The following is a 13,015-nucleotide window of genomic DNA, read 5'->3' as shown; positions in this document are numbered from 1 at the left end:
GACCATATGCGGTATGAGCATTGCTGAACCACTGACCGAAGCGCTTCGCCGCCGCAACGAAGTACAAGAACGCCACCGGCTGCAGCTGGCCGCTCTCGACGCCTACAACCAGGCACTCGAGCAGACCGCCCAGGCCCAGGCCAATCTGAGCCGGACGGTCGCCGGGGCCGTGGAGGCCTTCGGCGGCCTGGACATCACGGCCAACCTGCTGGACCTGACGCTCAAGGAGGTCCGCACGCACGTGGCCGCCCACGAGGCGGCGAGCCAGGAGGCCGCTCCGGCCGCCGACGCCGCCCCCGTGCCGGCAGCCCGGCCGGCCGGTAACGACAAGTCCGACACTTCCGACAGTCCCGACACATCTGACGCACCCGAAGCATCTGACGCAGCTGGCAAGTCCGACGGCTAGCGCGCCGAGGTCCCGGGGTCGGTCGTGGCCGACCCCGGGACGCCTGGCGCCGGTCGGCCGGTCGGGTGACGATCAGGCCCACGAGCTGCAGCTGGAGAAGCCAGCGAAGGTGGTGCCGCACACCCAGGCGTCGGCCGTGCCGTTGACCATCGGCGTGACGATGTCCTCCGGTTCGTCGTCGTCGGCGTTGCCCGTGCTCTGCACCTCTTCGAGCGTGTTGTGCACCTCGATCGCGGCCAGGTCCGCGGTGGTCTGCGCCTCGGCCCAGTTGGCGTTGCACGAGCCGCTCCAGCGAAGCTCCACGGTCGTGCCGGCGACCGTGGTCGTCGCGACGGTGATGGCGTCGTCGCAGCCCGCCGCGACCGGATCGAGGCCGGGGCAGCTGCCACCGGAGCAACTCGCCGCGTGTGCCGCCGTGCTGAGGGCGGGGATCGAGCTCAGGCCGCCGACGGCGAGCATCAGCGCGACAAGGGCCGGTGAGTATCGTGCACGTATCATCATTTTCGCTTTCTGGCCGGGTGGGTCACGGCGGTTCGCGGCGCACGGTGTGGTGTAACTGAAAATGTCCGCTTCCGGCATCGGCCCGGCAACAGCAGGGACGCCCCGCAGAACCCCGGTGTGCCAAGAAAATCGCAGGTCAGAGCGGATGTTATGGGCGTGGATCGAGGAGTCCGGCAGCCGTCCTTCCGGACGAACCGCGACCCGCTCGAACTCTCCGCCCACCATGCGGAGTTCGGGGCCCGCCCGGACCGTTCCCGGCGAGGTGGACCACACGGCCCGGCAGTTGCCCGGCGCTCCGGCCCGGCGCACGGGCCCGCAGGCCGGCCACGAGGCGGTGCGTGGCCCGTCACCTGGCCGAGGGACCGCGATGCTGACGGCCGCACACCGGTGGCGGTGGGCACCCGGGACCGAAACGGCCCTGCGCGCCGCTTCGGGACCGAAGCAGCGCGCAGGGCCGTACCGTGCCGCCGGGCGGGTCAGCCGACCGGCACCGGCCGGCGCCGCGGGATCTCGGGAGTGGTGGCACCGAGTGCCGTGTCCTTGGTCTCCTCCGCCCAGAGCACGCACACCGCCAGACCCAGCGCGGTGACACCGGCGGCGATCAGCATGGTCGGCCCGGTGCCCAGCCCGGTGAGCGAGAGCGGCAGCAGGTACGTCCCCACGGCCGCGCCGATCCGGCTCACGGAGGTCGCCACCCCGACCGCGGTCGCCCGGATCTCGGTGGGGAAGAGCTCGTTTGGGTACGTCCAGTCCAGCACGTTCGGGCCGCCGCACAGGAACGCGTACGCGCACAGCGCGAGCAGCGCGACCGCGGCGGGGGCGGTCGGCCACACACCGAGCAGCGCGAGCGGGACGATCATCAGCGCGAACGACCAGATGATCGTGGGACGCCGGCCCTTGCTGTCGATCAGGCGCAGCGCGGGGTAGCAGCCGATCAGGAACACCAGGCTCACCGCGCCGGTCCCCAGGGTGTCCAGGACGGTGCCGCCGGGCATGCCGAAGGAGCTGAGGATCTGCGGCCCGAAGGTCAGCATCGCGAACAGCGGGCCGACCTGGCAGAGGAAGAACAGCCCGCAGAACAGCGTCCGGCGCCGGTACCGCGGGGTGAGCAGCTCGCGGAACGGGCTGGTGCGGGCGGTGGTCCGGCGGGGCGGCAGCAGCTCACGGCCGTCGACCCGGACGCCCAGGTGCTTCTCGACCAGGGCGACGGCCTCGCCGACCCGGCCGTTGGCGGCCAGCCAGCGCGGCGACTCGGGGGAGCCTCGGCGGATCACCAGGAAGACCGCGCACAGCACGGTCGAGCTGGCCAGCATCCAGCGCCAGCTGCCGGTCCCACCGAACTCCAGGAAGAGGTAGCCGACCACGTAGGCGAGGACCGAGCCCGCGTACCAGGCCACGATCTGCTTGCCCAGCAGCCGGCCCCGGTGCTTGCTGGGAAGCCACTCGGCCAGCAGTGAGGTGGCGATCGGGTAGTCCGCGGCGACCGCCATGCCGAGCACGAAACGCAACAGGGCGAGGGCCCAGACCCCGTCCACCCAGAAGGAGAGGGCCGAGCAGACGATCATGACGACCAGGTCGGCGGTGTACATCACCTCGCGGCCGATCCGGTCGGTCAGGACGCCGAACAGGGCGCCGCCGACGAACATGCCGATGAGCGCGGCCGCGCCGATCAGGCTGACGGCGGCCGTGCTCAGGCCGAGTTCCGGCCGCATGCCGATCAGGGCCACTCCGACGATGCTGAGGATGTAGCCGTCGAGCAGTGGGCCGCCGGAGCAGGCCAGCGCCAGTCTCCGGTGGAAGGCGGTATACGGGGCGTTGTCGATGGTGCTGGACATTGCCAGGTCCTCCGAGCGCTCCTCCGGATCACGGTCCGGCTCGGCGCGGGTTGTCGAGGTCAGGGGTCGGGACGGTCCCTGCGGACCGTCCCCATCGCCCGTAGTGGCGGGCGACCGTCCACGGTTACCCGGGACCGGCCGGGGCAACCGGGGTCGAAGGACCTGACCTCCAGGGACCAAAGTCCCTGGAGGATCATGGGCGGATGACCGCTTCCGTGCCCCCGTCGCCCGCCTTCTCGGCGCCGTCCACCGAGGCCACGGCGGTTCGGTTCGATCTGCACTGCCTGGTGGCGCTGCTGCCGGCGGAGGAACGCCTGACCGCGCTGTCCGCGCTGGTCGCGGCGGACGGTGACCTGTTCCTGATCGGTTTCGACCCGCCCGCCGCGGTGTGCGAGGCGGTGGTCGCGCGCGGCGCCCGACCGGTGCGGGTGGCGCTGGCGCGGCGGGTGGGCGGCGCGGCCACGCAGCTGGGGTTGGCGGAGCTGGCGGATCCGGCGGTGGACGCCGCGTTGAGCGACAACGCCTCGCTGGACTTCGCGGCGGAGAGCGTGCTGCGCCGGCGGGACCCGGCGCTGCTCGCCACCGCCCGCCACCGGCTGATCAGGCGTTCCCCGGGGATCCTCGCCGACCTCCTGGACCGGGCCGGGCGGCGGTAGGCCGTTCTCGGTGAAGCGCGACGGCCGGGTAGTCCTCGGTGTAGGACTGGCCGTTGGCGCCGTGGTAGGTGCAGGTGCGCGCGGCGGTGTCGACGTCGTACCAGACGACTCCGGCCTCCCAGCAGCCGCGGGCGAACTCGGGGAAGGTCGTCTCGCCGGCCTGGTCGGCGCGCAGGGTCGCGACCAGGGCCGCCTCGTCGAACGCCGGGACGGGCGCGAAGCCGCTGGTCAGAGGCTCGCCCTGGACCACCACGTCGCCGTGCCCGGTCAGGTAGAGGAAGGCGTTGGCCGGGACGGCCATCCGGCAGTGGGTGACCCCGGCCCGGCGCAGGCTCTCGGCGAGATGGGGGAAGCCGCCCACCTTCGGCCGGACGGCCTCGCCGCGTTCGAGGGCGGCCCGCAGCCGGGTGATCGCATCGGTGCTCATGCTGTTCTCCTGGTGGTTCCTGGGTCTCTCCTGGTGGTTCCTGGGTCGCGCACGCCTCGGGTGACATGGCGACGATGACACCAGAGTGCCATACTGACAACATGTTGTCTGATTGGGAGGTGGAGCCGAACCATGGCGGAGGAACTTCCGCTCCTCGTGGCCGACGTCTTCGAGGCCGCGGGCGCGCTGCGCCGGGTGGGGGAGGCACTGGCGGCGACCGAGGGGCAGACCCAGGCCCGGTGGCAGCTGATGAGCGTGGTCAGCGAGGAGGCGCTGCCGGTGGCGCGCGCCGCCCGCCGCCTCGGGGTCGCCCGGCAGGGCGTGCAGCGGATCGCCAACGAGCTGGTCCGCGACGACCTCGCGCGGTTCCGGGCCAACCCCGACCACCGCACGTCACCCCTGCTGGAGCTGACCGACGCCGGGCGGCGGACGTTGGGCCCGATCACGCTGCGCGCGGCCGCCGCGCACCGGGCGATGGGGGAGGGGATCCCGGAGCACGAGCTGGCGGCCGCGCGCGCCCTGCTGCGCCGGCTGACCCGGCAGACGGACGACTGGCTGGATGCCGGCGCCCCCGAGACCGGCGGGCGCCGGCCCACCGAGGCCGCGACGGAAGCCCCCGAGGACGGTGTCCGCTGACCGCCGTCGCCGCCGGACGGCCACCCCCGACCCCGGCGGGGCGGCCGGTCACCCTACCGCGCGGCCTCCTCCACCGCCCGGGCCCGCACCGCGCGCCGGAGGTCGTCCAGCTGGTCGGCCAGCCCGCGGCGGGCGGCCGGGATCAGGTCCTCGCGTTCCAGACAGGCCTCCGCCGCCCGCAGGGTCGGCTCGGTCGCCGCGAACGTCGGGAAGCCGTGCAGGGTGAGCGCCCGGGCCATGGCCGGACCGCGCTCGGCGGCGCCCACCACGTCCTCGAAGTAGCGGGCGGTGAGCCCGCTCAGCAGGTCGGCCTGCTCGGGCTGCCACAACCCCTGGACGGTGGCCGTGGCCAGGTAGACGGAGAGCTCGCCGTGGAACAGCGCGTCCCAGGCCGCCTCCTTGGCCTCCGCCCGCGGCAGGGCCGCCCGGCAGCGGGCCGCGCCCTCCTCGCTGACGTTGCTCGGGTCGCGGGCCAGCTCGGCGGCGATCTCCGGTTCGTCCGCCGCGCCGAGCACGCACAGCCGCAGCAGCAGCTGCCAGCGCAGATCGGGGTCCAGCTCGGGCCCGCCCGGCACGCTGCCCGCCGTCAGCCAGTCGCGCAGCTCGGCGGCCTCCTCCGGGCTCGCCGCGGTGGCGATCGCCCGTCGCACGGCCACCAGGCGCAGTCCGCTGTCGTCCGGCCCACCTTCGGTGCGGCGCAGCAGCGCGCGGCAGACGCCCGCCAGCAGCGCCAGCGCCGCGGGCCGTCGCGCGGGCGGCAGGCAGCGGTCGACGACGAAGCCGTGGGCGAACGCGAGCACGGACTGGACCAGGTGGACCGACTCCTCACCGGGCAGGTGCGAGGCGACCAGCTCCAGGTACCGCCCGGGCGTCAACTCGCCGTCGCGCACCTGGTCCCGGGCCGAGTTCCAGAGCACGGCCCGGGCCAGCTCGTCGGGGACGTCGCCGAGGGACCTCTCGACGGTCTGCCAGGACCGCTCGTCCAGCCGGACCTTGACGTAGCCGAGGTCGGTGTCGTTGAGCAGGACCAGGTCGCCGGGCGCTCCGCCGTCCGCGGCGGCGAGCCGCGCCGGGGCGGCGGGCTCCGGTGTCAGTTCGAGCGGCTCGCGCGAGAGCAGCGCCAGCGCACCGTCCGGGGTGTGGCGGTAGCGGCCGACGGTCACCAGGTGCGGCCGCAGCGTGCCGTCCGCGGAGCTGTGCCGCACCCGGTCGTCGTCGATCCGCAGAGTGTCCACGCCGGTGCTGCGCAGCCACCGCTCGGCCCAGCCGTGCACGTCCCGGCCGCTGCTCGCGGCGAGTGACCGGAGCAGGTCGTCCAGGGTGGCGTTGCCGAAGGCATGCCGGTCGAAGTAGTGGTTGACGCCCGCCAGGAAGTGCTCCTCGCCGAGCCAGGCGGCCAGTTGCCGCAGGGCGGACGCGCCCTTGGCGTAGGAGATGCCGTCGAAGTTCTGCAGCGCCTGCGCGGTGTCCTCGACGGCCTCGGGGGCGACCGGGTGGGTGGAGGGCCGCTGGTCGGCGTCGTAGCCCCAGGCCTTGCGCGCGCCGGCGAAGCCGGTCCAGGCGCGGGTGAAGCGGGTGGACGCGGCGGTCACGGTGTAGGCCATGAACTCGGCGAACGACTCGTTCAGCCACAGGTCGTCCCACCAGCGCATGGTGACCAGGTCGCCGAACCACATGTGGGCCATCTCGTGCGTGACGACGACGGCGCGCTCCTCCCGCTCGGTGTCGGCCACGGCGGATCGGAACACGTACTCGTCGCGGAGGGTGACGCAGCCCGGGTTCTCCATCGCGCCCGCGTTGAACTCGGGGACGAAGCACTGGTCGTAGCTGTCGAACGGGTAGCGGTGGCGGAAGACGCGGTGGTAGTGGTCGAAGCCCTGCCGGGTGACCTCCAGCAGCTCCTCGGCGTCCGCGTCGAGGAAGGCGGCCAGCGAGCGGCGGCAGTGCAGGCCCAGCGGGATGCCGTCGTGTTCGGCGACGACCGAGTGCAGTGGTCCGGCGACCAGTGAGACCAGGTAGCTGCTGATCGGCGGGGTGGGCGCGAAGCTCCAGCGGCCGGCATCGCCCCTGGTGGCGATGGTGTTGCCGACCACGGTCCACTCCGGCGGCGCGGTGACCGACAGCTGGTAGCCGGTCTTGAGGTCGGGCTGGTCGAAGGAGGCGAAGACGCGCGGGCCGTCGTCCATGAAGGACTGGGTGTAGACGTAGTCCTCGCCGTCCGCCGGGTCGGTGTAGCGGTGCATGCCCTCGCCGGTGTGCGAGTACGCCATGTCCGCCTCGACCGTCAGCTCGTTCTCCGCCGCCAGGTCGGCCAGCGGGAACCGGCCGGCGTCCAGCGCGGTGACGTCCAGCTCGCGCCCGTTCAGCACGACCCGGCGCAGCCGGGACGGCTTGACGTCGACGAAGGTCGACGCCCCCGGGTTGGTGCAGGCGAAACGGATCACCGTGGTGGAGCCGAACTCCTCCGGGCCCCTGGTGAGATCGAGGTCGATGGTGGCGGCGTGGACGGTCAGCAGGCGGCGACGCTCGACGGCTTCGGCGCGCGTCAGTGCGGAGTAGGCAGACATGGGAGTCATACTGTCGCATCCGAACGGCCGTCGTCCCGCCGGCTGTCGTCCCGCCGGCTGTCGTCCCGCCGCGCCCGGACGGCCGGGAGCGGCGGGCACGTGTCCTCAGACCTGGTAGCGCTCCGGTGCGAGCAGGTGCAGGTGCCCGGCGACCCAGTCGGAGGTCCGCCGCAGCCCCTCGGCCAGCTCCACCCGCGGCTGCCAGCCGGCCAGTTCACGGGCCTTGCGGTTGTCGGAGAGCAGCCGTTCCACCTCGCTGCCGCCGGGCCGCAGCCGGCTCGGGTCGACCACGATCTCGGCCTCCCGGCCGGACGCGGCGATCAGCGCCTTGGCCAGCTCGCCGATCGAAACCTCGCTCCCGGTTCCGAGGTTGACCACCTCGCCGAGCGTGCGGTCGGCCTGGGCGATCGCCAGGAACCCCTCGGCGGTGTCCGTCGAGTACGTGAAGTCCCGAGTGGGGGAGAGCGAGCCGAGCCTGATCTCCCGTGCACCGGAGTGCAGTTGGGCCAGCACGGTGGGGATCACGGCGCGGGCCGACTGGCGCGGGCCGTAGGTGTTGAACGGGCGGACCACCGAGACCGGCAGCTCGAAGGCGTGCCAGTAGGAGAGCGCCGCCATGTCCGCGCCGATCTTCGATGCGGAGTAAGGGGATTGGGGCTGCAGCGGGTGGTGCTCGCTGATCGGTGCGGTGATCGCCGTGCCGTACACCTCGCTGGTGGAGGTGTGCAGCAGTCGGGCGCCGTGCCGCAGGCAGGCGGCGGCGATGTTCTGGGTGCCGACCACGTTGGTCTGCACGTAGGCCTCCGGGGCCTGGTAGCTGTAGGGGATGCCGATCAGGGCGGCGAGGTGGAAGACGGTGTCGCAGCCGGCCACCGCGTCCAGCACCCGGCCGGCGTCCCGGACGTCGCCGGCCAGCATCTCCACCGGACGGTCGGGGTCGGCCAGGTAGCGGGCCAGGTAGCCACGTTCGGCGTACGGCTTGTAGTGCACCAGGGCCCGCACCCGGGCGCCGCGGGCCACCAGCAGGTCGACCAGGGTACTGCCGACGAAGCCCTCGGCGCCGGTGACCAGCACCGTCCGTCCGGCCCAGTCCTGGTGCGCGGCAGGGGAGTTCAGGTCGTTCGGGGTGCTCATGTCGTCCTCCAGTGGTTCTGGGTCAGGTTGTTGCTGTTCAGCGGTCCGTGCGGGCTGTCCGGTCCGTACGGACCGAACGGGCCGAAGCGGCCGTACGGGTCGTGCGGACCGGCGGGCTGGTCCTCGGGGGCGGCGGCCCGGCGGATGGTGCCCAGCACCTTGGCGGCCAGCAGGTCGGCGGCCCGGGTGTGGTGGCCGGGGTCGGCCGCCCGGCCCATCGCCGCCAGCCGGGCCGGGTCGGCGAGCAGTGGTTCGACCAGCTCGGCCAGTCGCTCGCCGGTGCACTCGCCGTCCGGCAGCAGCAGGCCGGCGCCGACGTCGGAGAGCACCCGCGCGTTGTGCGTCTGGTGGTCGTGCGGCGCGTGCGGGTAGGGCACCAGCACGGCCGGCATCCGCACGCTGGAGAGCTCCGCGACGGTGGCCGAACCGGCCCGGCAGACCATCAGGTCGGCCGCCGCGTAGGCGAGGTCCATCCGGTCCAGGTACGGCACCACCAGCGCCACCGGGTTGCCCGCCAGCCGAGACCTGACCTCGTCCAACGCGGCCGGGCCGGTCTTGATCAGCAGGCGCCGGTCGGTCCGGTGCCGCCAGCGCTCCGCCAGCTCGACGGCGGCCTCGGTGAGCCGGGTCGCGCCGAGACTGCCGCCGTTGAAGACCAGCAGCCGGGCGTCGTCGGGCACCCCGAAGGCGCGGCGGGCCTCGGCCCGCAGCGCGTTCCGGTCCAGCCGGGCCACCGCGCCGACCAGCGGCATGCCGACCGTCTCCGCCGCCAGGCCGGCCGGCAGGTGGGTGCGGGTCCGGTCGAAGGCGAGCGCGACGTGCGGGGTGAGCCGGGCCGCGAAGCGGTTGGCCCGTCCCGGCACGGCGTTCGACTCGTGCACCACGCTGGGCAGACCGGCCAGCCGGGCGCCGACGATCACCGGCGCGCTGGGGTACCCGCCCATGCCCACCGCCACCTGCGCCCCCTGCGCGCGCAGGATCTCCCGGCACTGTCGGCCGGAGCGCAGCAGCGCGGCGGGAAGCAGGTAGCGGCGCAGGCCGAGGGCCGCGTCGAAGGGGATCATGTCCACCGTGTGCAGCCGGTAGCCGGCCTCCGGGATCAGCCTGGTCTCCAGGCCGCGATCGGTGCCCACGAACGAGATCACCGCTCTCGGATCGGCCCGGCGCAGTGCCTCGGCCAGCGCCAGGCCCGGATAGATGTGCCCGCCGGTCCCACCGGCCCCGATCACCACGGAGAGGGGCGCCGAGCGGGGTGTGTCCTCGTGTTCTGTCCGCATGACGTCGCAGCCTGCTCAGCCGATGTAAGAGAGTTCTCAGAGTCGGTTTGAGAGGGTTGTCCGCATGAGCAACGGGCAGAAGCTGCTGGTCGTGGACGACGACCCGGAGGTGCGCGCCGCCGTCGAGGACGGCCTGGCGGTCGAGGGCTACGCGGTGCGCGGCGCCCCGGACGGGCTGGCGGCGCTGACCGAGGTGGCCCGCTGGCAGCCCGACGCCATGGTGCTCGACCTGCTGATGCCGGCCCTCGACGGCCTCGCGGTCTGCCGCCGGCTGCGGGCCCTGGGCGACCGGATCCCGATCCTGGTGCTCACCGCCCGGGACTCGGTGAGTGACCGGGTCGACGGCCTGGACGCGGGCGCCGACGACTACCTGGTCAAGCCGTTCGCCCTGGACGAGCTGACCGCCCGGCTGCGTGCCCTGCTGCGCCGGGCCGCCCCCGCCCCCGAGGAGGTCACCTACCACTTCGCCGACCTCACGGTCGATCCGGTCACCCGCACCGGCACCCGGGGCGGCCGCCCACTGGACTTCTCGCGCACCGAGTTCGCCCTGCTGGAGGTGCTGCTGCGGCACCCCGGCCAGGTGCTGCCGCGCGAGCTGATCATGGAACGGGTGTGGGGCGCCGACTTCGGCCCCGACTCCAACTCGCTGGCGGTGTACGTCGGTTACCTGCGTCGCAAGCTGGAGGCCGGCGGCGAGCCACGGCTGGTGCACACCGTGCACGGGGTGGGCTACCGGCTGGACGGCCAGTGAGGGCGCACGCCCGCTGGCCCCGCCGCCGTCCGCTGCGCACCCGACTGGCGCTGGCCTGCACGGCCGCGGTCGCGCTGGTCGCGCTCGGGGTCAGCGCGGCGGCCTTCAGCATCGTCCGCTACGAGCTGGAGCACCAGCTCGACCTGCACCTCACCCAGCAGGCCACCCTGCTCCAGCAGCAGTACCGCGACCAGGGTCCGCAGGTGGTCTACGGCGAGTGCAACTACCTGGCCGCTCCCGCCTGCACCCAGATCGTGCCGGCCGACCCCGGCAGGGACCCGGCCCAGCGCTACCTGCTGCCGGTCACTCCGGCCACCCGCCAGGTCGCCGCCCGGCAGCGGGCCGGCTACTTCACCGACATCGCCATCGGCGGCCACCCGGCTCGGATGCTCACCACGCCGATGACCGCGGCGCCGGCCGGCGCCCGGCAGGCCGTCCAGGTCGCGCTGCGCGCCGACACCGTGCGGGAGGGCGTCCAGCAGGCCGGCGAGCTGATGGCCGCGGTCGCCGCGGCCGGCGTGCTGCTGGCCGCCGCGCTCGGATACGCCGTCGCCAGGACCGGCCTGGCCCCGGTCACCCGGCTGACCAGGACCGCCGAGCGGATCGCCGCCACCCGGGACGCCGGTCTGCGGATCGAGCTGCCGCCCGGCCGGCGGGAGGACGAGCTGACCCGGCTGGCCGGCAGCTTCAACACCATGCTGGGCGAGCTGGAACAGTCCGTCGCGGCCCAGCGCCGGCTGGTCGCGGACGCCTCGCACGAGCTGCGCACCCCGCTCACCGCACTCCGTACCAATGCCGAACTCCTCTCCCGTGCCGACCGGTTGACCGAGAGTCAGCGCGACCGCGCGGCGGCCGCACTGCGTCGCCAGCTGCGTGAGGTCACCGGACTGGTGAACGACCTGATCGAACTGGCCCGGGACGAGGAGCCGCAGCCACTGCTCGAACAGGTGCGGCTCGGCGCGCTGGTCACGCACTGCGTGGAGGCCGCCCGGGACCACTGGCCCGCGGTCGGCTTCACCCTGGAGGAGCAGGCCGGCGAGCGTGGCGTCCCCGGGGTTCCGGCCCGGCTCGCCCGGCTGGTCTCCAACCTGCTGGACAACGCGGCCAAGTTCAGCCCGCCGGGCGGGCAGGTCGAGGTGCGGCTCACCGCCGGGCTCGAACTGACCGTCCGCGACCACGGGCCGGGCATCGCGCCGGAGGACCTGCCGTACGTCTTCGACCGCTTCTACCGGGCTTCGGCGGCCCGGGCGTTGCCCGGCTCCGGCCTCGGACTCGCGATGGCCCGGCAGATCGCCCGGGCACACGGGGCCTCGCTCACCGCGGAGGCCGCTCCGGGCGGCGGCGCGCTGTTCCGGCTGCGCTTCCCGGGATGATCCGGGGTCAGGCCCTCCGCCGCGCTCGCGCCAGCTCGGCGATCGCCCGGACCACCCGGTCGATCTCCGCCTCGGTGTTGTAGTAGTGCGGCGAGAGGCGCACCAGCGGGTGCACGCCGCGCTCCTCGGTGTCGAACTGCGCGTGCTCGGCGGCGGTGACGCTGACGTTGACGTCCTGCCGGGCCAGGGCGGCGGCGACCTCCGCGCTCGCCATCCCGGCCAGCCGCATGGTGACGATCGCGCACCGGGTGCGGCCGAGGTCGTGGGTGGTCACGCCGGGCAGCTCGGCCAGTCGCTCGCGCAGCCGGGCACCGAGCGCCGCCGAGCGCCGGCCGATCTCCGTCGGCCCGAGGTCCAGCGCCTGGCGCACCGCCGTGCTCAGGCCGAGCACGTTGGCCACGCTCGTCTCCCAGGTCGCGAACCGGCGCGCGCCCGGCCGCCAGCTGAAGCCGCGTCCGCCGTCCCAGCTGCCGGACTCCATCTCCACCACGAGCGGGTCGAGCCGGTCCAGCAGTGTGCCGCGCACCCAGAGGAACCCCGTCCCGCGGGGCCCGCGCAGGAACTTGCGGCCGGTGCCGGTGAGCAGGTCACAGCCGATCTCCTCGACGTCCACCGGGAACTGGCCGACCGACTGGGTGGCGTCCAGCAGGAACGGCACCCCCGCGGCCCGGGTGATCCGACCGATCTCGGCCGCCGGGTTCACCAGGCCACCCCCGGTGGGCACGTGGGTCACCCCGACCAACCGGGTACGGGCGTCGATGAGTTCGGCCAGTGCGGCGGTGTCCAGCTGCCCGGACGGGTCGTTCGGCACCACCACGATCTCGGCGCCGCTGCGCCGGGCGGCCTGGAAGTAGCCGAGCACGTTGCTGCCGTACTCGGCCCGGCCGGTCAGGACCCGGTCACCCGGCCGCAGGGCGAGCGAGTGGAAGGCCGCCTGCCAGGCGTGCGTCGAGTTGTCGAACAGTGCCAGTTCGTCGGCCCGACCGCCCAGCAGCTCGGCCAGGTTGGCGTAGATCGCGCCGATCGCCTCGGCCTGCCGCGCGGCGGCCTCGTACCCGCCGATCGCGGCCTCCAGCCGGAGGTGCGAGACCACCGCGTCGAGGGTGCGTCGGGAGAGCAGCCCGGCACCGGCGTTGTTGAGGTGCACGCGGTTGGCGCAGCCCGGGGTCTCCTCGCGGAGCGCGTCGATGTCCATGGTGCAGTGCCTTCCCTCCAGCCGGGCTGCGTACCGCCACCCTGCCGGGAACCCTGTCCCCGGTAAAGCACCACTCGCCCGGTACCAGCCGCCACTTCGCGCCTCGAGGTCCGCACGGAGATCGATGCGCCTTCGGCCCGGCTGACCGCGATCCGGTCGAAAGGCCTTGGCGCTGGGGCGAAGGAGGCGGCTAGGATCCGGTCCGCGTGGCGCGACGCGGCCGGTGGGCGCTGTCGGGCCCGTTCCAGACGGAGGGG

At 73.8% G+C, this 13,015-nt stretch carries 12 protein-coding genes; 5 read left to right on the top strand and 7 right to left on the bottom strand.

All coding sequences use genetic code 11. The annotated features are described in order from the left end of the window. Nucleotides 1-13 precede the first annotated feature (13 nt). Complete coding sequence (locus ACZ38L_RS15520) at nt 14-406, top strand: hypothetical protein (RefSeq protein ID WP_465693126.1); 393 nt, start codon at nt 14-16, stop codon at nt 404-406. A 72-nt stretch (nt 407-478) separates the two neighbouring features. Here ACZ38L_RS15520 and ACZ38L_RS15515 read toward each other — a convergent pair whose 3' ends face one another. Together ACZ38L_RS15515 and ACZ38L_RS15510 are read right to left on the bottom strand one after the other, a co-directional pair. Then, the gene (locus ACZ38L_RS15515; RefSeq protein ID WP_465693124.1) at nt 479-907 is read right to left on the bottom strand and encodes a DUF2690 domain-containing protein; all 429 of its coding nucleotides are present in this window, start codon (nt 905-907) and stop codon (nt 479-481) included. 476 nt (nt 908-1,383) lie between these two features. Next, complete coding sequence (locus ACZ38L_RS15510; RefSeq protein ID WP_465693122.1) at nt 1,384-2,742, bottom strand: MFS transporter; 1,359 nt, start codon at nt 2,740-2,742, stop codon at nt 1,384-1,386. 203 nt (nt 2,743-2,945) lie between these two features. Here ACZ38L_RS15510 and ACZ38L_RS15505 point away from each other — a divergent pair, with 203 nt between their 5' ends. Continuing rightward, entirely contained in the window at nt 2,946-3,398 is a 453-nt protein-coding gene (locus ACZ38L_RS15505) for a hypothetical protein (protein WP_465693120.1), read from the top strand. Here ACZ38L_RS15505 and ACZ38L_RS15500 read toward each other — a convergent pair. After that, a complete protein-coding gene (locus tag ACZ38L_RS15500) occupies nt 3,343-3,825 on the bottom strand; it encodes a DUF1398 family protein (RefSeq protein WP_465693118.1) in 483 nt (160 codons plus the stop codon). The genes ACZ38L_RS15505 and ACZ38L_RS15500 overlap by 56 nt on opposite strands. A gap of 132 nt (nt 3,826-3,957) precedes the next feature. Between ACZ38L_RS15500 and ACZ38L_RS15495 the strand changes: the two genes are divergently transcribed. Further along, on the top strand, nt 3,958-4,461 hold the full coding sequence (locus tag ACZ38L_RS15495; RefSeq protein ID WP_465693116.1) for a MarR family winged helix-turn-helix transcriptional regulator: 504 nt from the start codon (nt 3,958-3,960) through the stop codon (nt 4,459-4,461). Between the two features lie 53 nt (nt 4,462-4,514). On the opposite strand, the gene pepN is transcribed toward ACZ38L_RS15495, so the two are convergent. The 3 genes from pepN to ACZ38L_RS15480 all read right to left on the bottom strand — a co-directional run bounded on the left by pepN (nt 4,515) and on the right by ACZ38L_RS15480 (nt 9,439). Continuing rightward, nucleotides 4,515-7,028, bottom strand: a complete 2,514-nt coding sequence (gene pepN / locus ACZ38L_RS15490; protein WP_465693114.1) for an aminopeptidase N — start codon at nt 7,026-7,028, stop codon at nt 4,515-4,517. Between the two features lie 105 nt (nt 7,029-7,133). Further along, nucleotides 7,134-8,162 carry an SDR family NAD(P)-dependent oxidoreductase gene (locus ACZ38L_RS15485; protein WP_465693112.1) on the bottom strand — a complete coding sequence of 343 codons (1,029 nt, stop codon included), beginning with the start codon at nt 8,160-8,162 and terminating at the stop codon, nt 7,134-7,136. Beyond that, entirely contained in the window at nt 8,159-9,439 is a 1,281-nt protein-coding gene (locus tag ACZ38L_RS15480; protein WP_465693110.1) for a UDP-N-acetylglucosamine--N-acetylmuramyl-(pentapeptide) pyrophosphoryl-undecaprenol N-acetylglucosamine transferase, read from the bottom strand. Before ACZ38L_RS15480 ends, ACZ38L_RS15485 begins: the two co-directional genes overlap by 4 nt. A gap of 64 nt (nt 9,440-9,503) precedes the next feature. Between ACZ38L_RS15480 and ACZ38L_RS15475 the strand changes: the two genes are divergently transcribed. Both ACZ38L_RS15475 and ACZ38L_RS15470 read left to right on the top strand, forming a co-directional pair. Continuing rightward, nucleotides 9,504-10,190, top strand: a complete 687-nt coding sequence (locus ACZ38L_RS15475) for a response regulator transcription factor (RefSeq protein WP_465693108.1) — start codon at nt 9,504-9,506, stop codon at nt 10,188-10,190. Next, nucleotides 10,187-11,563 (top strand): sensor histidine kinase, encoded by a 1,377-nt coding sequence (locus ACZ38L_RS15470; RefSeq protein ID WP_465693105.1) that lies wholly within the window; start codon nt 10,187-10,189, stop codon nt 11,561-11,563. Before ACZ38L_RS15475 ends, ACZ38L_RS15470 begins: the two co-directional genes overlap by 4 nt. A 7-nt stretch (nt 11,564-11,570) precedes the next feature. Here ACZ38L_RS15470 and ACZ38L_RS15465 read toward each other — a convergent pair whose 3' ends face one another. Beyond that, nucleotides 11,571-12,758: an aminotransferase class V-fold PLP-dependent enzyme gene (locus ACZ38L_RS15465; protein ID WP_465693103.1), complete on the bottom strand. Its 1,188-nt coding sequence runs from the start codon at nt 12,756-12,758 to the stop codon at nt 11,571-11,573. Between the last annotated feature and the right edge of the window lie 257 nt (nt 12,759-13,015).

Source organism: Kitasatospora sp. NPDC024654 (genome assembly GCF_055559155.1).
The sequence above is the reverse complement of the archived record's forward strand: the minus strand, read 5'-3'. Positions and strand labels throughout refer to the sequence as shown.